This is a genomic window from Streptomyces xinghaiensis S187 (assembly GCF_000220705.2).
Lineage (GTDB): Bacteria > Actinomycetota > Actinomycetes > Streptomycetales > Streptomycetaceae > Streptomyces > Streptomyces xinghaiensis.
On sequence record NZ_CP023202.1, the window covers coordinates 3,106,745 to 3,133,686 of the forward strand.

The window sequence follows — 26,942 nt, forward strand, 5'->3', positions numbered from 1 at the left end:
GTCTCCATGAGGGCATGATCAGTGACTATGCTCGGTTCCATGGCCTCTCTGGGATGGCTCCCCCACCGCAAGCGCTCCGCCACGGCCCGCAGTGTGCTGGCCGGCGAGGCGGCGGCCGAGGCCGCGCGCAAGACGTCCCTGGCGCCGGGGGTCGCCGAGGCCGCCCCGGAGGCGGCGAAGGCCGAACCGGAGTTCCCCGTCGTCGGCGACGTCCGCGCGGCGGCGTTCTTCGACCTCGACAACACCGTCATGCAGGGCGCGGCCCTGTTCCACTTCGGCCGCGGCCTCTACAAGCGGGAGTTCTTCAGCAAGCGCGAACTCGCCCGGTTCGCCTGGCAGCAGACCTGGTTCCGGCTGGCCGGCGTCGAGGACCCGGCCCATATGGAGGACGCCCGCGACAGCGCGCTGTCCATCGTCCGCGGCCACCACGTCTCCGAGCTCATGGATATGGGCGAGGAGATCTACGACGAGTACATGGCCGACCGGATCTGGCCCGGCACCCGGGCGCTGGCCCAGGCCCACCTCGACGCGGGCCAGAAGGTGTGGCTGGTCACGGCCGCCCCGGTGGAGGCCGCGACGATCATCGCCCGCAGGCTCGGCCTCACCGGCGCGCTGGGCACGGTCGCCGAGTCCGTCGACGGCGTCTACACCGGCCGGCTGGTGGGCGAGCCGCTGCACGGCCCCGCCAAGGCGGAGGCCGTACGGGCCCTGGCGCTGGCCGAGTATCTGGACCTGACGCGCTGCGCCGCGTACAGCGACTCGCACAACGACATCCCGATGCTGTCGATCGTCGGGTATCCGTACGCGATCAATCCGGACACCAAACTGAAGCGGCACGCCCGGGAGCACGACTGGCGACTGCGCGACTACCGCACCGCGCGCAAGGCCGCCAAGGTCGGCATCCCCGCGGCCGCCGGCGTGGGAGCCCTGGCGGGCGGGGCCGCCGCGGCCGCCGCCCTGCACCGCCGGCGGCGGTGACGGAGCCGCGCCCGTCCGCGACCGGGCCCGGACCGGATCCGCGCATCGCCACATCCCGCACCGGAATCGGACAGAAGGTGCACCGAAACAGTCACGCCACGGGCCTCGTTCGATATTCGATCGATCAGCATTCCATAACGCACGGGAACTAATCGGCGATTTGAGCAACTCGGCGTAGCACCGCCTACACGAAGCGTTATTCTCCTCAGACGCAATAACGGTTCCCACGATCCCCTGCACCGGGTGAACGGTTCCGCACTGCACGTGATGGAAGCTCTGCCTCTGGGAGTCCCGTGTACCCACATGTCGGGGTTGACGCCTCGGGCCTGGCCACACTCCGCGCCGCGGTCCTCGACCAGCTGCGCGACCTCGTCCCCTCCGCCTGCGCCGCGCCGGCCCTCGCCGTCCCCGCCTTCGCCCTGCCGTCCATCGCGGCCGGTGTCCCCGCCGCCGTCAACAGAAGGGTCCCGCTCACCTCCGGCGCCGCGGGTGCCGGAGGCGGCCGCACCTCCACCGCCCGCCGGCCCGCGGCCGACGGCGACAGCCGCCGCATGATGGACCTGGTCGAGCGGGCCCAGGACGGCGAGGCCGAGGCCTTCGGCCGCCTCTACGACCAGTACGCCGACACCGTGTACCGCTACATCTACTACCGCGTCGGCAGCCGGGCCAACGCCGAGGACCTCACCAGCGAGACGTTCCTGCGGGCGCTGCGCCGCATCTCCACCTTCACCTGGCAGGGCCGGGACTTCGGCGCCTGGCTGGTGACCATCGCCCGCAACCTCGTCGCCGACCACTTCAAGTCCAGCCGCTTCCGCCTGGAGATCACCACCGGCGAGATGCTCGACGCGAACGAGGTGGAGCGCAGCCCGGAGGACTCCGTCCTGGAGTCCCTCTCCAACGCGACGCTGCTGGACGCCGTCCGCCGGCTCAACCCCCAGCAGCAGGAGTGCGTGACCCTCCGCTTCCTCCAGGGCATGTCGGTCGCGGAGACGGCGCGGGCGATGGGCAAGAACGAGGGCGCCATCAAGACCCTGCAGTACCGGGCGGTCCGCACCCTGGCACGCCTGCTGCCCGAAGACACCCGCTGACCGGGCCGCCCGCCCCCTGCCGGCTCCGCCGGACGGAGCAGCGTGCGCCCCCCGGCGTGGAACGGCCGCCGTTCCCGCGTAACCCCATGGTGGAGCCGCTCGTTGTGCGGAATGCAGACTCCCAGCGGTTGCGCCATGCTTGCTACACATCACTCTTTCGAGTGGTCGTGCTCAAGTCCGGCAACCGCCTCCACCGGCCCGGGAGTCGCAGCTGACGAGGAGAGGAGGTGCCGCCTGTGATCGGATCCGTATCGGCGCACCGGCGGGCGAACGCCTTCGCCGAGGCCCTGGACGAGCAGCGGCCCGAGCCGCCGGCGGACGACCCCGAGCTGGGGAGACTGCTGGCCCTGACCACCGGGCTCGGTGAACTGCCGGAACCCCGGCTGGACCCGGAGGTCAGGACGGTCCAACGGGCCCGGCTGGTCGCCGCCATGGAAGCCATGCTCGCCGACGGCGCCGAGGGCTCCGGGAGCGGGGAGGGCGAGGCCGCACGCGCGTCCGTGCCCGGCCAGCGTGCCGGCGCGCACGCCCGCCGCCGCAAGAGACTCGGCAGGCTGCGCCTCCGCTCGCGCTGGTCCAAGGGGCTCGCGGCCGGCGGGCTGACGGTGGGGGTCGCCGCCGGGGCGTTCGGCGGCGTGGCCGCCGCCAGCTCCGACGCGCTGCCGGGTGATTCGCTCTACGGCCTCAAGCGCGGCATGGAGGACCTGAAGCGCGGCATGGCCGACGACGACCGCGAGACGGGCAAGCTCTACCTCGACCAGGCCTCCACGCGGCTGCGCGAGGCCGCCCGGCTGATGGAGCGCGGCCGCGCGGGAGAGCTGGACGAGGAGTCGCTCGCCGAGCTCCGCCGCGCCCTGACGGGCATGCGGCACGACGCCGCCGAGGGCCACCGCCTGCTCAGCTCCGTCTACGAGCGGAACGGCTCCCTGGCCCCCATCGAGGCGCTGGACTCCTTCACCCGCACGCACGGCGAGGGCTGGCGCTCGCTCAGCGACCGGCTGCCGCACCAGCTCGTCGACGTGCGCGACGGCGTGACGGCCGTCATGGAGGCCATAGAGCGGGAGTTGAACCCCCTGAAGTCCCTGCTCCCCGATCCTCCGGACCCCGGCGGGCCCGATCCCCGGGACTCCTCCGGCCGCTCCTCGCTCCCGGCCGGTCCGGAGAGCGGGGCCCGGGAGTCGGCATCACCCCGCACCGGCCCCTCGGTGAGTGCCACGGGCGGAAGCGAGCCCCTGCCCTCCGGCTCCGGCTCGGGCTCCGGCGAGCGGGAGGAGGACGGGCTCATCGGCGGTACGGGCGATCTGCTCGACCCGCCCGAGACCGGCGCCTCGTCCGACCCCTCCGACGAGGGCGGGGTGAGCACCCCGGAGGAACCGGACATCACCATCCCGCCCCTCTTCCCGGGCCTGCTCACGGAGTTCGGCTTCGACGAGGAGGCCCCGGGCTAGCGTCTCCCCTCCGGACCAGGCCGGATCCCGCGAGCTCCGGGGCCCGGCCCACACGCGAGGCCCCAGCGGCTCCCCATGATCGGCACCGCCATGCCGCCCCCGGTCCCCTTCCGGCAACGCGCCGGGAGGGGACCGGGGTGTGCCGGGCGGGGCAATACAGCCGGCGGGCAATACAGCTAGAAGAACACCGAGCGGCGCTCGACCAGCAGCTTGTACAGGGTGTGCTGAATGGTCTCCCGCACCTGGTCGGTGAGGTTGAACATCAGCATCGGGTCCTCGACGGCCTCCGGCGCATAGCCGTCCGTCGGAATCGGCTCGCCGAACTGGATGGTCCACTTCGTCGGCAGCGGCACGGCTCCCAGCGGGCCGAGCCAGGGGAAGGTCGGCGTGAGGGGGAAGTACGGCAGCCCCAGCAGCCGGGCGACCGTGCGGGCGTTGCCGACCATCGGATAGATCTCCTCCGCACCGACGATCGAGCACGGCACGATCGGCGCACCGGCACGCAGCGCCGTGGAGACGAAGCCGCCCCGCCCGAACCGCTGGAGCTTGTAGCGCTCGGAGAAGGGCTTGCCGATGCCCTTGAAGCCCTCGGGCATCACCCCGACCACCTCGCCGCGCTCCAGCAGCCGCTCGGCGTCCTCGGCGCAGGCGAGGGTGTGACCGGCCTTGCGCGCCAGCTCGTTGACGACCGGCAGCACGAACACCAGATCGGCCGCGAGCAGCCGCAGATTGCGGCCCGCCGGGTGGTTGTCGTGGACCGCCACCTGCAGCATCAGCCCGTCCAGCGGCAGCGTTCCGGAGTGGTTGCAGACGACCAGCGCCCCGCCCTCGTCGGGGATGTTCTCGATGCCCCGCACCTCGACCCGGAAGTACTTCTCGTACACCGGCCGCAGCGCGGACATCAGGACGTGCTCGGTGAGGTCCGCGTCGTAGCCGAACTCGTCCACCTCGTACTCGCCGGTGACGCGGCGGCGGAGGAAGGCCAGGCCGTGTGCGAGGCGCCGCTCCCAGCCGTCCGGTCCGTGCCCCCGCGGCGGCGCCGCCGGCGGGTCCGCGGCGCCGCCGGACCCGTCTCCGCTCCCGTCGGGAACGGCGCTCAGCGGCGGTTCACCCGGGTCCGGGCCGCCGGGCCCCCCGGAGCCCGCGGCGCCGCCCGCCCCGGTGGCCCCGCCCGTGTCGGTGCTCCGTCTCCGCCCGGTACGGCGTCGCGCCGAACGGTCACCCGGCCCTCGGGGCCGGTCCTCACCGAACGGGATGACCTTGGCGTCCGCCATGCTGGCTGCGCTCCTCAGGTGGCGTGGGATCGATGGTGGCCGTCACCGCCCGCGGCGTCGGCCGGCTGGTCCAGCAGCGCCTCGGCGAGACGGTCGACGGTGTGGGCGAGCCGCTCCGGGGGCAGCAGGCCCGGTTGCCGGCTGCGCGCGAAGTCGGCGAACGTCTCGGCCGTCGTGTACGCGGGCTCGAAGCCCAGGGTCTGCCGCATCTCGGTGGTCCGGACGACCCGGCCATGCGTGAGCAGCCGGACCTGCTCGGGCGAGAAGTCCGTCATGCCGACGACGCGCAGGGCCGAGCGGACCCAGGCGAGGGCGGGCAGCAGCAGCGGCAGGGTCGGCTTGCCCAGTCTGCGGGCGGTCTGGGACAGCAGCAGCACGCCGTCCCCCGCGATGTTGAAGGTGCCGCTGTTGAGGGTCCCGCGCCGGGGCTCGGAGGACGCGATGCGCAGCACCTCCATCACGTCGTCCTCGTGGACGAACTGGAGCCGCGGGTCGTATCCCAGGACCGTCGGCAGCACCGGCAGGGAGAAGTACTCGGCGAGGGGGGTGTCGGCGTACGGCCCGAGGATGTTGGCGAAGCGCAGGACGCACACCGCCACATCGGGGCGCCGCCGGGCGAAGCCCCGGACATAGCCCTCCACCTCGACGGTGTCCTTGGCGAAGCCCCCGCTGGGCAGCGACTTGGGCGGGGTGGACTCGTCGAAGACGGCCGGGTCGCGCGGCGCCGAACCGTACACATTGGTGCTGGACTTCACCACGAGCCGCTGCACGGACGGCGCCTTCTGGCAGGCGCCGAGCAGCTGCATCGTGCCGATGACGTTGGTCTCCTTGAGCGTCGCCCGGCCCCGGGGCGCCTTGGCCGAGCCGACGCCGAAGGTCGGGGCCGGCGTGCCGGTGACGTCCAGATGGACGACGGTGTCGACGGCATACTCGGCGAGCACCCGCGCGATGGTGGGCTGCCGGATGTCGGCCTGGATGAACTCGGCTCCGCCGAGGTGGCGTTCGGGCGGCACGGAGTCCACGGCGATCACCCGGGCGACATCGGGCTCCCGCTGGACGCGCCGTACGAACCGGCCCGCGAGTTGCCGGCCGGCACCCGTGACGAGCACGACTTTGCCCAATATCCGCGCCTTCCTTCCGAGCTCCGGTCACACCGCGACGGTTCTTTCCGTCACCGTATCCCGTGGTTGTCGCCCTGTGACGACCCCCGGCGCGGGAAGCGGCCATTTCCGGGAACAGCAGCGCTTTCCGGCAACGGCAGCGCGCGGAACAGCAGAGCGGAACAGCAGAACCGCCCTCCCGCCGTGGGGCGGAAGGGCGGCTGACGTCCTGCTGTCGCCTGCGTCCTACTTCTTGTTGCGACGCTGGACGCGGGTGCGCTTGAGCAGCTTGCGGTGCTTCTTCTTGGCCATCCGCTTGCGCCGCTTCTTGATAACAGAGCCCACGACTACCCTCGCTTACTTCGCATCACTCGGTGCGGGGCGTCCGAGCCCACACTACCTACGTCGGCCCAGCCTACCCGCCGCCGCGTGATGGACGTAATCCGAGGGGCGCCGTCAGGCGGTCTCCACCCCCACATAGGACTCGCGGAGGTATTCGTGGACCGCCTGTTCCGGGACGCGGAAGGACCTCCCCACCCGGATGGCAGGCAGATGACCGCTGTGCACCAAGCGGTACACGGTCATCTTCGACACTCGCATCACCGCGGCGACTTCCGCCACGGTCAGGAACACGACCTCGTTGAGAGGCCTTTCGCCACCAGCCATAGAGACACCTGAACCTTCCGCACCTGACGGCCACCGGCTTCCCCTCCGGTGACTCCTTGTCGCTGCGCGCTCACTCCCAGAGTAGGGGCGGGTGGTACGAGTGGGGAAGAGGAGCAGCGTTCGCTCCCCTACTGGGACAGACACGCCCGATTGAGTACATAGCGCGTAAGCGGCCGGTAGTAAGCGGACCGCACTCCGTCATCAAGCGGAACGGCGACCGCGACCCGCCCCTCGGCCTCACCCACGAACGGCGCGGGGTCGTCCGCATCGGCCGGCCCCATGGCCTCACAACCCAGTTGACCTGCGCCGCAGATCCAGCCGTGGTCACCGATCACCAGCGCGGGCAACGGCCCGCGGGAGTCGGCGGCCGCGGCGAGAACCATACGAACCGGGAGCGGCGAATGGCTGTGCGCGGGCGCCCCCGCACCGGGTTCCGATCCGCCGGATTCCCGGACGAGGGCGACCCCGCGTACGTAGTCGATGCGGTGGATGCGTAGACCGAACCGGGTCGTTATGTCGACACATCTCCCCTGCGCCGGGCTGAGGACAGCACATCCCGCCGCCGAGAGGGCCGCCGCCAAAGAGGCGTAGAACTCCAGGAGCCGGTGCGGATGGCCGGTCCCGAACAGCACCGGGAGGCGGGCCGCGGCCGCCGCGGCGAGCCGGTCCGCGAAGGCGTCCAGGGCCGCGAGCGTCCGGTCCGGGTCAATGGTCTCGGGGCCGACCGTATAGGAGGGATCGCGGGAGACTCCACACCGGTCGGCCATCAGCCGCAGCAACTCCCGCTGACTCCAGTCGCCTTCGGGGTCGAGCCCGAGCAGCAACCGGGGATCGCGGGCCGCGAAGAGACGGTAACTGCGCAGGCTCCGCTCGCGCGGAGTGGCCACGGTCCCCGCCAGCCGGACGGCCCGCAGATACGCGCGCAGCGCTCCGCGGCTCGGGGCGCCGGGACTCCGCACGGCGGGGCTCCGCGTACGGGAGCTCCGTGCGCGGGGACTCCGTGTGCGGGGACTCGGCTCCGGGGGCGTCGGCACCCGCCCATGCTGTCGTACGGGCGCGGGCCCCGCCGACGAATCGGGCGGACCTCCCACGGCCGGCCCAGCGCACGGGGGTTCCGGGGCGCCGGACACCGCGCGGCGAGGGCTCCGGCAGGGATTTCGGTTGGCATTACGGCCGGGGTTACGGCAGGTGTGACGGCCGGGGTTACGGCAGCAGCCCGTGCGCCGGGAACACCGCGCGGCGCGTGGCGAGCACCGCCTGGTCCAGCCGGTCCGCCGGGTCGTAGCCGCCGTCCTCGAAGTCGCGCCACCAGGGCTCGCGGCCGTCCGTCATCCGCCGCGGCGCCAGTTGCCGGGTCTTGGCGTAGACCTCCTGCCGCCAGTCCTCGGGGGTCTCCGCCTTGGGGTCGATCGGCCGTCCCGCGGCGATCGCCACCAGATGGGTCCAGGAACGCGGCACGACCTCCGCGACGGCGTATCCACCACCGCCCAGAGCGATCCAGCGGCCCTCCGCGTGCTCGTGCGCCAGGTCGTGGCAGGCCGCCTGCACGGCCCGCTGCGCGTCGAGACTCACGGCCAGATGCGCGAGGGGGTCCTCGAAGTGCGTGTCGGCGCCGTGCTGGGTGACCAGGACCTGCGGGCGGAACGCCGACAGCATCTCGGGCACCACCGCGTGGAAGGCCCGCAGCCAGCCGTCGTCGGTGGTCCCGGCGGGCAGCGCCACGTTGACCGCGCTGCCCTCGGCTCCCTCGCCGCCCGTCTCCTCCGGCCAGCCGGTCTGCGGGAAGAGGGTGCGCGGGTGTTCGTGGAGGGAGACGGTCAGCACCCGGGGGTCGTTCCAGAACGCCGCCTGGACGCCGTCCCCGTGATGCACGTCCACGTCGACGTACGCGACGCGCTCGGCACCGAGCTCCAGCAGCCGGGCGATGGCCAGCGCCGCGTCGTTGTAGATGCAGAAACCGGCCGCGGCGCCCGGCATGGCGTGGTGCAGGCCCCCGGAGAAGTTGACCGCGTGCCGGACGTCCCCGTGCCACACCGCCTCGGCGGCGCCCACGGACTGCCCGGCGATCAGGGCCGAGGCCTCGTGCATCCCGCTGAAGGCCGGATCGTCCTCCGTACCGAGACCGTACGAGCCGTCCGCCGAGGCGGGATCGGCCGAGGCCCGGCGCACGGCGTCCACGTAATCCGCGCGGTGGACCAGCCGGAGCGTCGACTCCCCGGCCGCCCGGGCCGACGTGACCCGCAGTTCGCGGTCGAGTCCGAAAGCCTCGACCAGGCGCATCGTCAGCGCGAGCCGCACCGGATCCATCGGATGGTCGGGACCGAAGTCATAGCGGGTGACCGCCTCGTCCCACATCAGCTGCGCGCGACCGCTCATACCGACCACCGTATCGGTCCCGTTGAGAGCCGAACCAAACGGGCGTGGTGAGACCGGGGAGTGGCGGCCCGGATGGCTCAGATGGCCGTATCCGCCGCGTCCCGGCCGTGTCCGAGCAGGGCCGGCAGCTCGGCCGGCGCGGAGAACAGCGCGGTGGCCTCCGCCAGTTCGGCCGCCGGGGTCATGGCGGTGAAGCCGTAGACGTCCATCCCGGCGGCCACGGCCGCGCGCACGCCGAGCGGGCTGTCCTCGACCACCGCGCAGCGGCCCGGCTCCGCGCCCATCGCGGCGGCCGCGTGCAGGAAGAGGTCCGGCGCGGGCTTGCCGCGTCCGACGTCCTGCGAGCTGAAGATGCGTGCCTCGCCGAAGAGTTCGTACAACCCGGTGGTGCGGAGGGTGACCCGGATCCGCTCATGGCTGCCCGAGGAGGCCACGCAGTACGGAAAACCGGCCGCGCCCAGCCCCGCCAGTACACCGGTCACCCCGGGGACGGGCTGGAGCCCGCGCCGGAACTCCGCGAAGACCCGGCGGTGGAAGGTGTCGTCGAAGTCGTCCGGGAGCCGGCGCCCGGAGCGCTCGTACACGAGGTCATGGACGCGGTGGAGGGCGGAGCCCATGTAGTCGCGGAGGGAGTCCTCGTAGGTGGTGGGGTGGCCGAGCTCGGTCAGCTGAGCGGCGAGGGCCCAGTTCGAGATCGGCTCGCTGTCCACCAGCACACCGTCGTTGTCGAATATGACCAGGTCGTAGCGCATGGAGTCACTGTAGAACGACCGGTCCGGACACCCGGCCCGGTCGCACGGGCGGGAAGGCGTCCCGGTCATGTGGACGGAAATGACCCTGGAAAGGCCCTCAAACGCGAGAAAGCCCTGTGGGGGACCGGGGTCCCCCACAGGGCTTTCTACTCTTCTCAAGAATTGTTCGGCGGCGTCCTACTCTCCCACAGGGTCCCCCCTGCAGTACCATCGGCGCTGAAAGGCTTAGCTTCCGGGTTCGGAATGTAACCGGGCGTTTCCCTCACGCTATAACCACCGAAACACTATGAAACTATACGAACCGGACGGCAACACAGTTCGTTGTTTCAGAACCAACACAGTGGACGCGAGCACCTGAGGACAAGCCCTCGGCCTATTAGTACCAGTCAACTCCACACCTCACGGCGCTTCCATATCTGGCCTATCAACCCAGTCGTCTACTGGGAGCCTTAACCCCTCAAAGGAGGTGGGAGTCCTCATCTCGAAGCAGGCTTCCCGCTTAGATGCTTTCAGCGGTTATCCCTCCCGAACGTAGCCAACCAGCCATGCCCTTGGCAGGACAACTGGCACACCAGAGGTTCGTCCGTCCCGGTCCTCTCGTACTAGGGACAGCCCTTCTCAAGACTCCTACGCGCACAGCGGATAGGGACCGAACTGTCTCACGACGTTCTAAACCCAGCTCGCGTACCGCTTTAATGGGCGAACAGCCCAACCCTTGGGACCGACTCCAGCCCCAGGATGCGACGAGCCGACATCGAGGTGCCAAACCATCCCGTCGATATGGACTCTTGGGGAAGATCAGCCTGTTATCCCCGGGGTACCTTTTATCCGTTGAGCGACGGCGCTTCCACAAGCCACCGCCGGATCACTAGTCCCGACTTTCGTCCCTGCTCGACCCGTCGGTCTCACAGTCAAGCTCCCTTGTGCACTTACACTCAACACCTGATTACCAACCAGGCTGAGGGAACCTTTGGGCGCCTCCGTTACCCTTTAGGAGGCAACCGCCCCAGTTAAACTACCCACCAGACACTGTCCCTGATCCGGATCACGGACCCAGGTTAGACATCCAGCACGACCAGAGTGGTATTTCAACGACGACTCCACCCGAACTAGCGTCCGGGCTTCACAGTCTCCCACCTATCCTACACAAGCCGAACCGAACACCAATATCAAGCTGTAGTAAAGGTCCCGGGGTCTTTCCGTCCTGCTGCGCGAAACGAGCATCTTTACTCGTAGTGCAATTTCACCGGGCCTATGGTTGAGACAGTCGAGAAGTCGTTACGCCATTCGTGCAGGTCGGAACTTACCCGACAAGGAATTTCGCTACCTTAGGATGGTTATAGTTACCACCGCCGTTTACTGGCGCTTAAGTTCTCAGCTTCGCACACCCGAAAGCGCACTAACCGGTCCCCTTAACGTTCCAGCACCGGGCAGGCGTCAGTCCGTATACATCGCCTTACGGCTTCGCACGGACCTGTGTTTTTAGTAAACAGTCGCTTCTCGCTGGTCTCTGCGGCCACCACCAGCTCACACCGCAAGGGTGATCACCAGCAATGGCCCCCCTTCTCCCGAAGTTACGGGGGCATTTTGCCGAGTTCCTTAACCATAGTTCACCCGAACGCCTCGGTATTCTCTACCTGACCACCTGAGTCGGTTTAGGGTACGGGCCGCCATGAAACTCGCTAGAGGCTTTTCTCGACAGCATAGGATCATCCACTTCACCACAATCGGCTCGGCATCAGGTCTCACCCTTACGCGGAGGACGGATTTACCTACCCTCCGGGCTACACCCTTACCCCGGGACAACCACCGCCCGGGCTGGACTACCTTCCTGCGTCACCCCATCACTCACCTACTACCCCCTCGGGTCGTCGGCTCCACCACTCCGACCTCGTCCGAAGACTCAGCCGGCGGCTTCACGGACTTAGCATCAGAAGGTTCAGCGCTGGCGCTTCAAAGCGGGTACCGGAATATCAACCGGTTGTCCATCGACTACGCCTGTCGGCCTCGCCTTAGGTCCCGACTTACCCTGGGCAGATCAGCTTGACCCAGGAACCCTTAGTCAATCGGCGCACACGTTTCCCACGTGTGTATCGCTACTCATGCCTGCATTCTCACTCGTGAACCGTCCACCACTGCCTTCCGGCGCGGCTTCACCCGGCACACGACGCTCCCCTACCCATCCCAACGGTCGTTGGACCTCATGCTGGAATGACACGACTTCGGCGGTACGCTTGAGCCCCGCTACATTGTCGGCGCGGAATCACTTGACCAGTGAGCTATTACGCACTCTTTCAAGGATGGCTGCTTCTAAGCCAACCTCCTGGTTGTCTCTGCGACTCCACATCCTTTCCCACTTAGCGTACGCTTAGGGGCCTTAGTCGATGCTCTGGGCTGTTTCCCTCTCGACCATGGAGCTTATCCCCCACAGTCTCACTGCCGCGCTCTCACTTACCGGCATTCGGAGTTTGGCTAAGGTCAGTAACCCGGTAGGGCCCATCGCCTATCCAGTGCTCTACCTCCGGCAAGAAACACACGACGCTGCACCTAAATGCATTTCGGGGAGAACCAGCTATCACGGAGTTTGATTGGCCTTTCACCCCTAACCACAGGTCATCCCCCAGGTTTTCAACCCTGGTGGGTTCGGTCCTCCACACGGTCTTACCCGCGCTTCAACCTGCCCATGGCTAGATCACTCCGCTTCGGGTCTTGAGCGCGCTACTAAACCGCCCTATTCGGACTCGCTTTCGCTACGGCTTCCCCACACGGGTTAACCTCGCAACACACCGCAAACTCGCAGGCTCATTCTTCAAAAGGCACGCAGTCACGACCGTGCTCCGAAGAACACGGCGACGCTCCCACGGCTTGTAGGCACACGGTTTCAGGTACTATTTCACTCCGCTCCCGCGGTACTTTTCACCATTCCCTCACGGTACTATCCGCTATCGGTCACCAGGGAATATTTAGGCTTAGCGGGTGGTCCCGCCAGATTCACACGGGATTTCTCGGGCCCCGTGCTACTTGGGTGTCGCACAAGCAAGTTGCTGACATTTCGGCTACGGGGGTCTTACCCTCTACGCCGGGCCTTTCGCATGCCCTTCGCCTACACCAACAATTTCTGACTCGCCCGATGGCCGGCAGACCATCGAAGTACGATCCCACAACCCCGTAAGCGCAACCCCTGCCGGGTATCACACGCCTACGGTTTGGCCTCATCCGGTTTCGCTCGCCACTACTCCCGGAATCACGGTTGTTTTCTCTTCCTGCGGGTACTGAGATGTTTCACTTCCCCGCGTTCCCTCCACATACCCTATGTGTTCAGGTATGGGTGACAGCCCATGACGACTGCCGGGTTTCCCCATTCGGACACCCCCGGATCAAAGCTCGGTTGACAGCTCCCCGGGGCCTATCGCGGCCTCCCACGTCCTTCATCGGTTCCTGGTACCAAGGCATCCACCGTGCGCCCTTAAAAACTTGGCCACAGATGCTCGCGTCCACTGTGCAGTTCTCAAACAACGACCAGCCACCCGCCACCCACACCAACCGTGCGGTTCACCGGGACCGGCAACCGAAGACACAAGCTTCACAGCCCGTGCCCTCAGACACCCAACAGCGCGCCCGGCCCGACCCGTCACCCGATCACGTTCCACACCCCGCCGAAGCAGAGCAGTACTGGTGACCGGCCAACCGGCCGTGCCGAATAGTCAACGTTCCACCCATGAGCAACCAGCACCGGACACTCGCCGGTGTTCTGGCCCCTGACCCGGCAGAACCGGGTGAGAAGTGCTCCTTAGAAAGGAGGTGATCCAGCCGCACCTTCCGGTACGGCTACCTTGTTACGACTTCGTCCCAATCGCCAGTCCCACCTTCGACGATTCCCTCCCTTACGGGTTGGGCCACCGGCTTCGGGTGTTACCGACTTTCGTGACGTGACGGGCGGTGTGTACAAGGCCCGGGAACGTATTCACCGCAGCAATGCTGATCTGCGATTACTAGCGACTCCGACTTCATGGGGTCGAGTTGCAGACCCCAATCCGAACTGAGACCGGCTTTTTGAGATTCGCTCCACCTCGCGGTATCGCAGCTCATTGTACCGGCCATTGTAGCACGTGTGCAGCCCAAGACATAAGGGGCATGATGACTTGACGTCGTCCCCACCTTCCTCCGAGTTGACCCCGGCAGTCTCCTGTGAGTCCCCATCACCCCGAAAGGCATGCTGGCAACACAGAACAAGGGTTGCGCTCGTTGCGGGACTTAACCCAACATCTCACGACACGAGCTGACGACAGCCATGCACCACCTGTACACCGACCACAAGGGGGCCGTATCTCTACGGCTTTCCGGTGTATGTCAAGCCTTGGTAAGGTTCTTCGCGTTGCGTCGAATTAAGCCACATGCTCCGCCGCTTGTGCGGGCCCCCGTCAATTCCTTTGAGTTTTAGCCTTGCGGCCGTACTCCCCAGGCGGGGAACTTAATGCGTTAGCTGCGGCACGGACGACGTGGAATGTCGCCCACACCTAGTTCCCAACGTTTACGGCGTGGACTACCAGGGTATCTAATCCTGTTCGCTCCCCACGCTTTCGCTCCTCAGCGTCAGTATCGGCCCAGAGATCCGCCTTCGCCACCGGTGTTCCTCCTGATATCTGCGCATTTCACCGCTACACCAGGAATTCCGATCTCCCCTACCGAACTCTAGCCTGCCCGTATCGAATGCAGACCCGGGGTTAAGCCCCGGGCTTTCACATCCGACGCGACAAGCCGCCTACGAGCTCTTTACGCCCAATAATTCCGGACAACGCTCGCACCCTACGTATTACCGCGGCTGCTGGCACGTAGTTAGCCGGTGCTTCTTCTGCAGGTACCGTCACTTGCGCTTCTTCCCTGCTGAAAGAGGTTTACAACCCGAAGGCCGTCATCCCTCACGCGGCGTCGCTGCATCAGGCTTCCGCCCATTGTGCAATATTCCCCACTGCTGCCTCCCGTAGGAGTCTGGGCCGTGTCTCAGTCCCAGTGTGGCCGGTCGCCCTCTCAGGCCGGCTACCCGTCGTCGCCTTGGTAGGCCATCACCCCACCAACAAGCTGATAGGCCGCGGGCTCATCCTGCACCGCCGGAGCTTTCCACCACCATCGGATGCCCGAGATGGTCGTATCCGGTATTAGACCCCGTTTCCAGGGCTTGTCCCAGAGTGCAGGGCAGATTGCCCACGTGTTACTCACCCGTTCGCCACTAATCCCCTCCGAAGAGGTTCATCGTTCGACTTGCATGTGTTAAGCACGCCGCCAGCGTTCGTCCTGAGCCAGGATCAAACTCTCCGTGAATGCTTCACGCAAGAGCGGCGCAGCCCGGAGGAATAATCCGGACCGCGCACAGCGTCCTCGCTGTAAAATCGCCTCCCGACCGCCACCACACTCGATGGCACGGGAGGACTTGTTTCAAAGGAACCTCATCCCGGCAGCAAACCTGAATCTGCCGCCCGGACGGGGTATCAACATATCTGGCGTTGACTTTTGGCACGCTGTTGAGTTCTCAAGGAACGGACGCTTCCTTCGGCCCCGTCTTACCGGGCCCTCCGGGCGCTTCCCTTCGGTGTTTCCAACCCTACCAGACACTTTCCGAACCGATTTCCCGGCCCGAATTCCGTATCCGGTCCCCGTTGGAGAGGGTTTCCGCTGCGCCTTCCGGCGCGGCCCCTACGTTAGCGGATTTCCCGGCCGGCTCATAATCGAGCCTTTCGGTATCGAATTCCGGCATGCCGGAACCAATCCCCGATCGGGGAGATCCTGCTTCAGTGGGTGCCGCCGAAAGCGGCGGAAAGTGGCCGCCGGGGACCACGTGGGGCCCCGACAACCCGAGGGACACTACACGACACGCCGATGGTCATCAAATCGGGTTCCGCCGGTCCCCGGCGGTGTAGCGACGGGGACCCGCGAGATCCCCGGCGGACCGGTCCACGGCCTGGTCAGCCCTGGCCGGAGGCCAGCTCGCGGCTGCGGTCGCGTGCCGCTTCCAGGGCCGCGATGAGCGCTGCCCGGACACCGTGACTTTCGAGCTCCCGGATGGCGCTGATCGTGGTTCCGGCCGGCGAGGTGACGGCCTCCCGCAGCTTGACCGGATGCTCCCCGCTGTCGCGCAGCATGACGGCGGCGCCGATGGCGGCCTGGACGATCAGGTCGTGCGCCTTGTCGCGGGGCAGGCCCAGGAGAATCCCGGCGTCCGTCATGGCCTCGACGAGGTAGTAGAAGTACGCGGGCCCGGAGCCGGAGAGGGCGGTGGCGGCGTCCTGCTGGGCCTCGGGGACGCGGAGGGTCTTGCCGACACCGTTGAAGATCTCCTCGGTGTGCGCGAGGTGTTCCTCCGTGGCGTGGCTGCCGGCCGAGATGACGGACATGGCCTCGTCCACCAGGGCCGGGGTGTTGGTCATGACCCGGACGACGGGGGTGCCGGGGGCGAGCCGTTCCTCGAAGAAGGCGGTGGGGATGCCGGCCGCACCGCTGACGACCAGCCGGTCGGCGGGGACGTGCGGGGCGAGCTCGTCCAGGAGGCGGCCCATGTCCTGCGGCTTCACCGTGAGGATCAGGGTGTCGGCGGTCTTGGCGGCCTCCGCGTTCGAGACGGCCTCCACTCCGTACCGCTCGCGCAGTTCCGCGGCGCGCTCCGGGCGCCGGGCGGTCACCAGCAGGTCCTTCTTCGGCCAGCCGGCGCGGATCATGCCGCTCAGGAGCGCTTCGCCGATCTTGCCGGTGCCGAGCACGGCCACTTTCTGGGTCATGGTGCGGGTTCACCCCATCCGGTGCGATGACATGCAGGTGGTGACGGGGAGGTAGCGACATGGACGCGAAGGCTGCGTCTGGCTGCCTCGGTGCTGCGCGGGCCATCCTCGCACCGGAGCGGGATCGGGGTGTGCCGTGTCCGAGTGGCGGGCAGGGCGGGTCGCCGTCGCCCTGGCCTGCCCGGCCCTCTCCTGCCCCGCCCTGCCCCTCCGGCCTGCCCTGCTCCGGCCCGCCCTCCCCCGCCCCGCCGGGAGCGGTCCCCGGGCCCTGCGGTCGCTCAGGCCGTGCGGCGGCGGAGCGTCGCCGCGCCGAGGCCGAGGACGAGCAGGGCGCTGCCGGCGACGATGCCGACGTCGCGGAAGAAGTCGCCCGTGACGTCCGGGTGCCGGAGCACCTCGTTCATGGCGTCCACGGCGTAGGACATTGGCAGGACGTTCGAGATGGCTTCCAGGACCGGCTGCATGGAGTCGCGGGGCGCGAGGAGTCCGCAGAGCAGCAGTTGGGGGAAAATGATCGCCGGCATGAACTGGACGGCCTGGAACTCGGAGGCCGCGAAGGCGGAGACGAAGAGCCCGAGTGCCGTGCCGAGGAGCGCGTCGAGCAGGGCGACGACCAGCAGCAGCCACGGGGATCCGGTGATGTCCAGGTCGAGGCCCCAGATGGCGAGGGCCGTGGCGAGGCCGGCCTGGACGATGGCCAGCAGCCCGAAGGCGAGGGCGTAGCCGACGATCAGGTCCGCCTTGCCGAGCGGCATGGAGAGCAGCCGCTCCAGTGTGCCGGAGGTGCGTTCGCGGAGCGTGGCGATGGACGTCACCAGGAACATCGTGATCATCGGGAAGATGCCGAGGAGTGAGGCGCCGATGTTGTCGAAGGTGCCCGGGCTGTCGTCGTAGACCCAGTAGAGCAGGGAGAGCAGCACCAGGGGGACGACCAGCATCAGGGCGACGGTGCGCGGGTCGTGCCGGAGCTGGCGGAGCACGCGCCGGGTGGTGGCGAGGGTGCGGGAGAGGTTCACTGCGCTGTTCCTCCGGCGTCCGGGGTGCGGTGGGGTGCGGGGTCGTTCCCGGGTTCGTCGCCGCGGGCGGCCGGGCCGGCGGCCGGGGCGCCCGGGCTCCCTTCCCCGGCCCCCTTCTCGTTGCGGGGCCTCTCCGGGGCGTTCCGCTCGGCTTCCTTCTCGGCTTCCTTCTCGGCTTCCTTCTCGGCGTCGACCAGGCGCAGGAAGGCGTCCTCGACGGTCGCGGAGCCGGTGCGGCGGCGGAGTTCCTCCGGGGTGTCGTCGGCCAGGACGCGGCCGGCGCGCATGAGGAGGAGGCGGCGGCAGCGCTCGGCCTCGTCCATGACGTGCGAGGAGACGAGGAGGGTCGTGCCGCGCTCGTCGGCGAGGCGGTGGAAGAGGTTCCAGAGGTCCCGGCGGAGTACGGGGTCGAGTCCGACCGTGGGCTCGTCGAGGACCAGGAGTTCCGGGGAGCCGAGCAGGGCGATCGCGAGGGAGACGCGGGAGCGCTGGCCGCCGGAGAGGTTGCCGGTGAGCTGCTCGGCGTGGTCCTCCAGGTCCACCTCGGCCAGGGCGCGGGCCACTTGGTCCGCGCGTTCGGCGCGGGAGAGGGACGGGTCGAGCACGGAGGCGTAGTAGTCGAGGTTCTGGCGGGCGGAGAGGTCGTCGTAGATGGACGGCGCCTGGGTGACGTAGCCGACGCGGGAGCGCAGGGGCGCGGTGCCGGCCGGGCTGCCGAGGACGTCGAGGGTGCCGGAGACCCTGGCCTGGGTGCCGGCGATGGCCCGCATCAAGGTGGATTTGCCGCACCCGCTGGGGCCGAGGAGGCCGGTGACCTGGCCGTGGTGGAGGTCGAAGTCGAGGGAGTCGAGGACGGTGCGCCCGCCGCGGACCACGCGGAGGCCGCGGGCCCGGACAGCGGGCTCCCCGGAGTTATTCATCATGTGTTGAATAATGCTCCCGGAGCCGGGGCGCGGTCAAGGAAGGGCGGTGCGCGCTCGGGGCGTGCGGGAGAGGGGGAGGGGGCGGAGGCGGCCGGGCGGAGGCGCGGGGTCCGCCGGTCCGGACAGGCGCAGGGGTCCGGGGCCTGTCCGGGGCGGCGGATCCCGGCGCTCGCGACGTTCCCGAGGGGCCCGGGGTGGCCGGAGCGGCGTCAGCCGGAGCCCGGCAGGAGCCGCAGTGCGGCCGGGTGGCGGGCGGCCAGGCTCAGGGCGTGCACCGTCGAGCGCACCACTTGTTCCTTCACCAGGGCCGCCGGGCGGCCGGTGAGGGCGCGTTCGCGCGGGCTGTCGTCCCGGTGCACGGACTGGATCAGGCCGTCGTCCCGCCCGAGGCTGACGCACTGGAACACGTAGCGGAAGCTCAGCGGACGCTGCTCCCGGCCGCGCAGTTCGGCGGTGATGGAGCCCGCCGCGTGCAGGCCCGTGGGGACGGCGGTCGCACAGGCCATGCGGAGCGGCCCGGAGCCGGGGGTGGACGCGGCCGCGGCGTCGCCGACGGCGTAGATCTCCGGGTGGGAGAGCGAGCGCAGGGCCGGGTCGACGCGGATCCGGCCGGCGGGGTCGAGGTCCAGCCCGGCCCGCTCGGCGATCTCCGTACGGGGCCTCATGGAGGTGGCCCAGAAGACGGCGTCGGCGTCGACCTCGTCGGCCGTGGCCACCCGGCGGCCCTCTTCGACGCGGACCCCGTGGTCGCGGAGGAAGGTCCGGACGTGTGCGCGGCCCTTGCCGGAGAGTCCGGCGCCGGGTTCGCCGGAGGTGAGGAGCCGGATCTCCCAGTCGGGTCGGCTCTCGGCGAGTTCGGCGGCCGTCTCGATGCCGGTGAGCCCGCCGCCGACGACGGTGAGCGTGCCGCGGCCGTCGTCGAGCCGCTTCCGGAGTTCGGCGGCCGTCTCGGCGGTGTACGCGCGGTCGCCGGTGCCGAGGGCACCGCCTCGGGTGTCGGTGCGGCTCCCGAGGGCGTAGACGAGCCGGTCGTACGGGAGTGCGCGTCCGTCGTCCGTGTGGACCAGCCGGTTCCCGGTGTCGAGGGCGGTGGCGCGGGAGGCCACGTGTGCGATGCCGGGGCGGCGGCCGAGGAAGCGGCTGAGCGGGTGGGTCACCTCCGTTCCGGCGGCGGCCAGCTGGTGGAGGCGTACCCGTTCGGTGAAGTGGTCTGCGGGATCGACCAGGGTGACCTTGTGGTGCGGCGCCAGGCGCAGGGCGGCCAGCAGGCCGGAGTAGCCGGCGCCGATGACGACGATGCGGTGGTCCGCCGGACGGCCACTCGGACGGCCGGGATCCGGGGCCGGGCCGGCGGTGGTCTCGTGGTCGCCCGGCCGGGCCGGGTGCTGCTGCGGCATGGGATCTCGTCTCCCTCGGGTGTACGGGCCCGGGCCTGGCGGGGCCGGGTCCCGGGCGGGGCCGGAGCCTGTGGTGGTCCGGTTCTTCGCGTTCACCGGGGAGACGACGTGGGGGGCCGGAGTGTGACACGGCGCGGACCGGTGGTTCGGCGGGCGCGGGACGGGGCGGAGTTGCGGCAGCAGGACGGCGGCGGGGCGCCAGGGCGGCACGGCGGGTGGGCAGAGGGCGCGGCGAGCTGCCGGTTCCGTGCCTCCGGGCCCGCCCGCCGTCCGCCCGTCCACCCGGACGGCGGGATGGCGGGACGCCCGGACGGTAGGAGCGGAACCGGCGGAACGCACGGGCGGGACCGGACGGACGGGATGGACGGGCAGGACGGACGGACAGGACGCGAACCCGGTCGGCCCTGCTCCGGGGCGCACGGACCCGCCGCAGGCAGACGGACGGCCGGGCGGCCGACCACTCCCCGGCGACCGGGTTCCCGGGGAGAGGGCGTTCAGCCGCCCAGGCCGAGGTGGCGCAGCTTGTCGGGGTTGACGACGATGTCGATCTCGGTGATGAGGCCGCGGTGCACCGTGAAGGCGGCGACCGCGGACTGTCCGCTGCCGGGGTCGCTGAGCACCAGTCCGGGTGCGCCGTTGACCTCCCGCACCTCCGCCGTCACGGTGTCCGGTGCCCAGCGGCGGAGCAGTCCCTCGACCACGCGGGCCACCTTGTCCCGGCCGTGCACCGGACGGCGCGCCGCCGACACCTTGCCGCCGCCGTCCGCCCGCCACACGGCGTCGGGGTCGAGGACCTTCATGAGCGCGTCGAGGTCCCGGCCCGTGGCGGCGGCGAGGAAGGCGTCCACGGCCCGCCGGTGTTCGTCGCGGTCGACGGAGCGGCGCGGGCTCTCGGCGCGGACCCGCCGGCGGGCGCGCGAGGCCAACTGCCGTACGGAGACGGGGGTGCGGCCGACGACCTCGGCGATCTCGGTGAACGGTACGGCGAACACGTCGTGCAGGACGAAGGCGGTCCGCTCGGCCGGGGTCAGCCGTTCCAGCACGGCGAGCAGCGCCATGCCGACGGATTCGTCGAGGGTGACCCGGTCCTCGGGGAGGGCGGCCGCGCCTCCGTCACCGCCGAGGACGGGTTCGGGCAGCCAGGAGCCGACGTAGGTCTCGCGGCGCGAGCGGGCGGAGCCGAGCTGGTCGTAGCAGATGCGGCTGACGACGGTGGTGAGATACGCGCGGGGCTCGGCCGCCTCTCCGTCGGGCAGGGCCTGCCAGCGCAGCCATGCCTCCTGTACGGCGTCGTCGGCGTCGGCGACGGAGCCGGTGATGCGGTAGGCGACGCCCCAGAGACGTCCGCGGTGCTCCTCGAATTCGCTCAGCCGTGCCACTGGGCCTCCCTTTCCCCTCGCCGGTCGTCCGGTGCCGGTCGTCCCTCTCCGGTCGCCGGTCGCCGGGCGCCTTGTCGCCGGCCTGTCGCCGGTGCGGGCGCCATGCGGTCCGGTCCACTCGGGAGGGGGACGGAGTGGGCGGCCGGAGTGTGACACGGCGGCCGGTGACGTGCGGCACACAGGCGTCAGGGGGTGACGGCGCCGAGGTGACCGGGAGGGGCGCGGCGGTGCTGTACCGCGGGGCGCGGCGCCGGGCGTCCCGTCCGGCGGCCCGGGGTCAGCCGCGCCGCTTGCCCTGGCGCTTGCGGGCGGCCGGGTTGCCGGTGCGGGTCGCGCGCCGCCGCTCGTACAGCTCGCGGGCGCGCTCGTACTCCGCGCGGCGCCGCTTCTCGCCCGGGGCCTCGATCAGGCTGCGGCAGAACCAGGCGAGGAGGACGCCGATGAAGCCGATGGCCTTGATGTTCCGCATGGAGCTCTCGACGGTGGGGTCGGAGTCCGCGCCGGGGCCCGCGGTGAACCCCTTCCAGGTGTGCCGGAAGGCGAGGGCGGCGGAGATTCCGAAGATCACCACGATGATCCAGCTGAGGGTGGAGCCGACGTCGGCGATGAGGAGGCCCTCGAAGCCGAGTTTCAGCAGGAACGTGCCCACGGCGGCGGCCAGCAGGGAGCCCGCGGCGAGACCCGCGCGCCGGAGGGCGTAGTGGCCGTCGTGGTCGACCCAGGTGGTACCGAAGAACCGGATGGGCTCGGGCCGGGGGGCCTGGGAGCCCGGGGGCTGCCGAGTGTCGCTCATGCGGCCGATTATGGCCCGTCCCGGCCGGATCGGTCCCGGCCGGGACGGTGTGACGTACGCCTGTGCCCCTGCGCCCGCCCTTGCCCCTACCGCTGCCCCCTGGTCGCCATCGCCACGGGGCGGGCCGGGCCGGCCCGGGGCGGGCCACGGCCCCCGGTGGGGTCAGCCGCCGAGCAGGCCGACGTCGCGGACGGCGCCCTTGTCCGCGCTGGTCGCCATCGCCGCGTACGCGCGCAGGGCCTGGGAGACCTTGCGCTCGCGGTTCTTGGGGGCGTACCGGCCGCCGAGTGCCTCGCGGCGGGCGGCCAGTTCCTCGTCGTCGACCTTGAGTTCGATGCTGCGGGCGGGGATGTCGATCCGGACGGGGTCGCCGTCCCGGACGAGGGCGATGGTCCCGCCGGACGCGGCCTCGGGGGAGGCGTGGCCGATGGAGAGCCCGGAGGTGCCGCCGGAGAAGCGGCCGTCGGTGATCAGCGCGCAGACCTTGCCGAGGCCGCGGCCCTTGAGGAAGGAGGTCGGGTAGAGCATTTCCTGCATGCCCGGTCCGCCCTTGGGGCCCTCGTAGCGGATGACGACGACGTCGCCCTCCTTGATCTGCTTGGTGAGGATCTTGTCGACGGCCTCCTCCTGCGATTCGCAGACGACGGCCGGGCCCTCGAAGGTCCAGATGGACTCGTCGACGCCGGCGGTCTTCACGACGCAGCCGTCCTCGGCGAGGTTGCCGTAGAGGATCGCGAGGCCGCCCTCGGTGGAGTAGGCGTGTTCGACGTCGCGGATACAGCCGCCGGCGGCGTCGGTGTCGAGGGTGTCCCAGCGCTCGGACTGCGAGAAGGCGGTCGCGGAGCGGACGCAGCCGGGTGCGGCGTGGAAGAGCTCGACGGCCTCGGCGGACGGGGAGCCGCCGCGCACGTCCCACTGCTTGAGCCAGTCGGCGAGGGAGGGGCTGTGGACGGTGTGGACGTCCTCGTTGAGGAGGCCGGCCCGGTACAGCTCGCCGAGGATGGCGGGGATGCCGCCGGCGCGGTGGACGTCCTCCATGTAGTAGACGCCGCCCGGGGCGACGTTGGGCGCGACCTTGGCCAGGCAGGGCAGGCGGCGGGAGAGCTCGTCGATGTCCTTCATGTCGAAGGCGAGCTCGGCCTCCTGGGCGGCGGCGAGGAGGTGGAGGATCGTGTTGGTCGAGCCGCCCATGGCGATGTCGAGGGCCATGGCGTTCTCGAAGGCCGCGCGGGAGGCGATGGCGCGGGGCAGGACGGTCGCGTCGTCCTGCTCGTAGTGGCGCTTGGTGATCTCGACGACCGTGCGGCCGGCGTTCTCGTACAGCGCCTTGCGGGCGGTGTGGGTGGCCAGCACCGAGCCGTTGCCCGGGAGCGAGAGGCCGATCGCCTCGGTCAGGCAGTTCATGGAGTTGGCCGTGAACATGCCGGAGCAGGATCCGCAGGTGGGACAGGCGTTGTCCTCGATGCGGGCGATGTCCTCGTCGGAGACCTGGTCGTTGACGGCCTCGGAGATCGCGGAGATCAGGTCGAGCTTGCGGACCGTGCCGTCGACGAGGGTCGCGCGGCCGGACTCCATGGGGCCGCCGGAGACGAACACGGTGGGGATGTTGAGGCGCAGCGCGGCCATCAGCATCCCGGGCGTGATCTTGTCGCAGTTGGAGATGCAGATCAGCGCGTCGGCGCAGTGCGCCTCGGTCATGTACTCGACGGAGTCGGCGATCAGGTCGCGGGAGGGGAGGGAGTAGAGCATTCCGCCGTGGCCCATGGCGATGCCGTCGTCGACCGCGATGGTGTTGAACTCGCGGGCGATGCCGCCCGCCGCGTGGATCGCCTCGCTGACGATCCGGCCGACGGGCTGGAGGTGGGTGTGCCCGGGCACGAACTCGGTGAAGCTGTTGGCCACCGCGATGATCGGCTTGCCGAAGTCCTCGCGCGCTACGCCGGAGGCCTGCATGAGGGCTCGGGCGCCCGCCATGTTGCGGCCGTGGGTGACAGTGCGGGACCTCAGCTCTGGCACGGTGGTCACTCCCTTGGATTCTCGCGGTACTGCTCGGGACCACCGGCGGTCGCCAGAGGTCCGGGGATCCTACGAGCCTACGCCTCGTCGCCACGATCCGGACGGTTCGTCCGGAATCCGAGACACATTTTCCCGGTTCGCGCACGGGCGTCCGGCGGGGGCGCGGTGGTGCCGGGCGGGGTCCGGCGGTCCGTCCGGGGCGGGGTCCGGGCGGCGGCCCGCGGCCCGTCCGGACCCCCGGCCGCTCACGGCCCGGTGAGGTGGCGCTGTCAGGGTCCGGTGAGGTGGCGCTGGATCACCGGGGCGACGGCCGCGACGATGTCCTCGATGTCCGCGCTCGCCATCGGGTCGACCTTGATGACGTAGCGCAGCATCACGATGCCGAGCAGTTGCGACACCGCCAGCTCGACCCGGAATCGCGCGTCCGGTACGTCCAGCTCCCCCGCCACCCGTCCCAGCAGCCTGCGCAGGACGAAGCCGCGCAGCAGGGCGGCCGCCGTCTCGTTGGTGACGGCCGAGCGGACCACGGCCAGCAGCGGGGCGCGGGTGACGGGGTTCTCCCAGATGGTGAAGAAGTGGCGGGCCAGGAGCTCGCCGACGCTGCCCGGGTCCTGCGTCATCAGATCGGGCAGGTCGAGAGCCGGTTCGAAGGACTTCTCGATGGCGGTCTCAAACACCTGTTCCTTGGTGCCGAAGTAGTGGTGCACCAGGGCGGGGTCCACCCCCGCCTTCTTCGCGATGCCGCGGATGGACGTCTTGTCGTACCCGCGGGCGGCGAACTCGGCCCGGGCGGCCTGCAGGATGCGGTCGCGGGCGCCGGGCCCCGAGCCGCCGTCGCGCGCGGCGGGCCGGCCGCGGCCGCGGCGGGGCGCGGGAGCGGGCTCGGGGGCGGGTGTGGCGGCGGAACCGGGGCCGGGTTCCGGGGCTGCCGGATCCGTCACGGCCGGGGCGTCCCGGGGGTCCTGGGCGCGCCGGGCACCCGGGAGGCCGTCGCCAGGTGCTGCCGGGTGAAGGCCAGGGCCTCGGCGAGATCGGCCTCGCGCTCGGCGCCGGACATGGCGCGGCGGGTGTTGACCTCGACCACCACATGGCCGTCGAACCCGCTGGTGGTGAGTTTCTCCAGCAGCTCGGCGCAGGGCTGGTTGCCGCGGCCGGGCACCAGGTGCTCGTCCTTGCCGGAGCCGCTGCCGTCGGCCAGATGGACATGGGCCAGCCGGTCGCCCATCCGTCCGATCATGTCGAGGGCGTCGTTGCGGGCGGTGGCGGTGTGGGAGAGGTCGACGGTGAAGTGGCGGTAGTCGTCGTTGGTGACGTCCCAGTCGGGGGCGTAGGCGAGCATCTCGCGGTCGCGGTAGCGCCAGGGGTACATGTTCTCGACGGCGAACCGGACGTCCGTCTCGTCCGCCATCCGCCAGATGCCGTCCACGAAGTCGCGGGCGTAGTTGCGCTGCCACCGGAACGGCGGGTGGACCACGACGGCCGACGCGCCGAGCTTCTCGGCGGCGGCCCGGGCCCGCTCCAGCTTCGTCCACGGATTGGTGGACCACACCCGCTGGGTGATCAGCAGGCAGGGCGCGTGCACCGCGAGGATCGGGACACCGTGGTAGTCGGAGAGTCTCCGCAGCGACTCGATGTCCTGGCTGACCGGGTCCGTCCAGACCATGACCTCGACGCCGTCGTAACCCAGGCGTCCGGCGATCTCGAAGGCCGTCGCCGTCGACTCCGGGTACACGGAGGCGGTGGACAGGGCGACCTTCACTTCCGGGGTGCGCACCACTGGTTGAGCCACGGGAAACAGCGTACGGCGTGTGCGATCGGCCCGAAGGGGCCACCGGAGCGTGTGCGCCCGGGCGGCGGATGCCCCGGGTCCGCTTCCGGGAGGCGGGGCGCCGGGGGAAACGGGCGGTGAGCGGCCCGTACGGGTGTTCCCCCGGTGGGGCGGCCGCGACGGTGCGGTGTTCGTCACACCGGGCGGAGGCCCGCGGCCCGCGGGACCGGCGCCGGCCGGGCGGGCGGGCGGCCGGGTCACTCCGGCAGATGGTCCAGACGCCGCAGGATGACGCCCTCGCGCAGCGCCCAGGGGCAGATCTCCAGCTCGTCCACGCCGAAGAGGTCCATCGCCGCCTCCGCGACCAGGGCACCGGCGAGCAGCTGCGGTGCCCGTCCCGCCGAGACGCCGGGCAGCTCCGCGCGCCGCTCCGCCGTCATCGTCGCCAGCTTGGGCACCCACTCCTCCAGCGCCGCGCGGCTCAGCAGGCGCTGCACATGGACGCCCTCGGCCGAGCGCGCCGCGCCCGCGATCCGCGCGAGCTGCTTGAAGGTCTTGGAGGTGGCGACCACGTGGTCCGGCGTGCCCAGGCGGCTGAACTCGCCGACGATCCGGGCGATCTCGGCCCGCACATGGCGGCGCAGCGCCCGCACGTCCTCCGGCTCGGGCGGGTCCCCGGGCAGCCGGGCGGCGGTGAGCCGGCCCGCGCCGAGCGGCAGTGACACCGCCCTGTCCGGCTCCTCGTCGACGCCGTACGCGACCTCCAGGGAACCGCCGCCGATGTCGAGCACCAGCAGCCTCCCCGCCGACCAGCCGAACCAGCGGCGGGCCGCGAGGAAGGTGAGCTTGGCCTCCTCCTCGCCCGACAGCACGGTCAGCCGCACACCCGTCTCACCGGCGACCCGGGCCAGCACCTCATCCGCGTTGGGCGCCTCGCGGACGGCGGAGGTGGCGAACGGCAGCACCTCCTCCACCCCCTTGTCCTCGGCGGCCTGCAGCGCCTCGCCGACCACCGCGACCAGCCGGTCGACGCCCGCGTCGCCTATCGCGCCGCGTTCGTCCAGCAGTTCGGCAAGCCGCAGTTCCGCCTTGTGGGAATGGGCGGGCAGCGGGCGGGCACCGGGGTGTGCGTCCACGACCAGCAGATGCACCGTGTTCGATCCCACGTCGAGGACACCGAGTCTCATAGCGTGCACAT

General features: G+C 70.2%; 20 protein-coding genes and 3 rRNA genes. 3 read left to right on the top strand and 20 right to left on the bottom strand.

Annotated elements, in window-relative coordinates; translation table 11 throughout:
- Positions 1 to 39 precede the first annotated feature (39 nt).
- The 3 genes from SXIN_RS13260 to SXIN_RS13270 all read left to right on the top strand — a co-directional run bounded on the left by SXIN_RS13260 (position 40) and on the right by SXIN_RS13270 (position 3,514).
- On the top strand, positions 40 to 978 hold the full coding sequence (locus SXIN_RS13260) for an HAD family hydrolase (protein WP_095758029.1): 939 nt from the start codon (positions 40 to 42) through the stop codon (positions 976 to 978).
- Between the two features lie 293 nt (positions 979 to 1,271).
- Complete coding sequence (locus SXIN_RS13265) at positions 1,272 to 2,066, top strand: ECF subfamily RNA polymerase sigma factor, BldN family (protein ID WP_019707974.1); 795 nt, start codon at positions 1,272 to 1,274, stop codon at positions 2,064 to 2,066.
- A 236-nt stretch (positions 2,067 to 2,302) separates the two neighbouring features.
- A complete protein-coding gene (locus SXIN_RS13270) occupies positions 2,303 to 3,514 on the top strand; it encodes a DUF5667 domain-containing protein (RefSeq protein ID WP_095757024.1) in 1,212 nt (403 codons plus the stop codon).
- Positions 3,515 to 3,690: 176 nt separating this feature from the next.
- On the opposite strand, the gene SXIN_RS13275 is transcribed toward SXIN_RS13270, so the two are convergent.
- The 20 genes from SXIN_RS13275 to SXIN_RS13380 all read right to left on the bottom strand — a co-directional run bounded on the left by SXIN_RS13275 (position 3,691) and on the right by SXIN_RS13380 (position 26,931).
- On the bottom strand, positions 3,691 to 4,788 hold the full coding sequence (locus SXIN_RS13275; RefSeq protein ID WP_095757025.1) for a lysophospholipid acyltransferase family protein: 1,098 nt from the start codon (positions 4,786 to 4,788) through the stop codon (positions 3,691 to 3,693).
- Between the two features lie 14 nt (positions 4,789 to 4,802).
- Positions 4,803 to 5,909: an NAD-dependent epimerase/dehydratase family protein gene (locus tag SXIN_RS13280; protein WP_095757026.1), complete on the bottom strand. Its 1,107-nt coding sequence runs from the start codon at positions 5,907 to 5,909 to the stop codon at positions 4,803 to 4,805.
- A 225-nt stretch (positions 5,910 to 6,134) separates the two neighbouring features.
- Positions 6,135 to 6,233: a 30S ribosomal protein bS22 gene (locus SXIN_RS13285; protein ID WP_003948845.1), complete on the bottom strand. Its 99-nt coding sequence runs from the start codon at positions 6,231 to 6,233 to the stop codon at positions 6,135 to 6,137.
- Between the two features lie 111 nt (positions 6,234 to 6,344).
- Positions 6,345 to 6,554 carry a helix-turn-helix domain-containing protein gene (locus SXIN_RS13290; protein ID WP_019707698.1) on the bottom strand — a complete coding sequence of 70 codons (210 nt, stop codon included), beginning with the start codon at positions 6,552 to 6,554 and terminating at the stop codon, positions 6,345 to 6,347.
- A 128-nt stretch (positions 6,555 to 6,682) separates the two neighbouring features.
- Entirely contained in the window at positions 6,683 to 7,513 is an 831-nt protein-coding gene (locus SXIN_RS13295) for a phosphatase (protein WP_019707697.1), read from the bottom strand.
- 244 nt (positions 7,514 to 7,757) lie between these two features.
- A complete protein-coding gene (locus SXIN_RS13300) occupies positions 7,758 to 8,930 on the bottom strand; it encodes an acetoin utilization protein AcuC (protein ID WP_019707696.1) in 1,173 nt (390 codons plus the stop codon).
- A 77-nt stretch (positions 8,931 to 9,007) separates the two neighbouring features.
- Positions 9,008 to 9,682: an HAD family hydrolase gene (locus tag SXIN_RS13305; RefSeq protein ID WP_019707695.1), complete on the bottom strand. Its 675-nt coding sequence runs from the start codon at positions 9,680 to 9,682 to the stop codon at positions 9,008 to 9,010.
- A 164-nt stretch (positions 9,683 to 9,846) separates the two neighbouring features.
- A 5S ribosomal RNA gene (rrf, locus tag SXIN_RS13310) occupies positions 9,847 to 9,963 on the bottom strand.
- Positions 9,964 to 10,038: 75 nt separating this feature from the next.
- A 23S ribosomal RNA gene (locus SXIN_RS13315) occupies positions 10,039 to 13,162 on the bottom strand.
- A 314-nt stretch (positions 13,163 to 13,476) separates the two neighbouring features.
- Positions 13,477 to 15,001, bottom strand: a 16S ribosomal RNA gene (locus tag SXIN_RS13320).
- Together the 16S, 23S and 5S rRNA genes form the textbook arrangement of a ribosomal RNA operon.
- 641 nt (positions 15,002 to 15,642) lie before the next feature.
- On the bottom strand, positions 15,643 to 16,452 hold the full coding sequence (proC, locus tag SXIN_RS13330) for a pyrroline-5-carboxylate reductase (protein ID WP_039820521.1): 810 nt from the start codon (positions 16,450 to 16,452) through the stop codon (positions 15,643 to 15,645).
- 278 nt (positions 16,453 to 16,730) lie between these two features.
- A complete protein-coding gene (locus SXIN_RS13335; protein WP_019707693.1) occupies positions 16,731 to 17,468 on the bottom strand; it encodes an ABC transporter permease in 738 nt (245 codons plus the stop codon).
- Entirely contained in the window at positions 17,465 to 18,391 is a 927-nt protein-coding gene (locus SXIN_RS13340; RefSeq protein WP_019707692.1) for an ABC transporter ATP-binding protein, read from the bottom strand. The genes SXIN_RS13335 and SXIN_RS13340 overlap by 4 nt, the downstream gene beginning before the upstream one ends.
- Before the next feature lie 209 nt (positions 18,392 to 18,600).
- On the bottom strand, positions 18,601 to 19,788 hold the full coding sequence (locus SXIN_RS13350) for an NAD(P)/FAD-dependent oxidoreductase (protein WP_019707691.1): 1,188 nt from the start codon (positions 19,786 to 19,788) through the stop codon (positions 18,601 to 18,603).
- Positions 19,789 to 20,282: 494 nt separating this feature from the next.
- Positions 20,283 to 21,167: an RNA polymerase sigma factor SigJ gene (gene sigJ, locus SXIN_RS13355; protein WP_019707690.1), complete on the bottom strand. Its 885-nt coding sequence runs from the start codon at positions 21,165 to 21,167 to the stop codon at positions 20,283 to 20,285.
- Positions 21,168 to 21,444: 277 nt separating this feature from the next.
- Positions 21,445 to 21,960 (bottom strand): hypothetical protein, encoded by a 516-nt coding sequence (locus SXIN_RS13360; RefSeq protein WP_095757027.1) that lies wholly within the window; start codon positions 21,958 to 21,960, stop codon positions 21,445 to 21,447.
- Between the two features lie 162 nt (positions 21,961 to 22,122).
- Positions 22,123 to 23,976, bottom strand: coding sequence for a dihydroxy-acid dehydratase (ilvD, locus tag SXIN_RS13365; RefSeq protein ID WP_039820520.1), 1,854 nt, complete (start codon positions 23,974 to 23,976; stop codon positions 22,123 to 22,125).
- A gap of 269 nt (positions 23,977 to 24,245) precedes the next feature.
- Positions 24,246 to 24,917, bottom strand: coding sequence for a TetR/AcrR family transcriptional regulator (locus SXIN_RS13370; protein WP_095757028.1), 672 nt, complete (start codon positions 24,915 to 24,917; stop codon positions 24,246 to 24,248).
- Positions 24,914 to 25,765 (bottom strand): sugar phosphate isomerase/epimerase family protein, encoded by an 852-nt coding sequence (locus SXIN_RS13375; RefSeq protein WP_095757029.1) that lies wholly within the window; start codon positions 25,763 to 25,765, stop codon positions 24,914 to 24,916. Before SXIN_RS13375 ends, SXIN_RS13370 begins: the two co-directional genes overlap by 4 nt.
- 236 nt (positions 25,766 to 26,001) lie before the next feature.
- Positions 26,002 to 26,931, bottom strand: coding sequence for a Ppx/GppA family phosphatase (locus tag SXIN_RS13380; RefSeq protein WP_019707686.1), 930 nt, complete (start codon positions 26,929 to 26,931; stop codon positions 26,002 to 26,004).
- Positions 26,932 to 26,942: the final 11 nt, after the last annotated feature.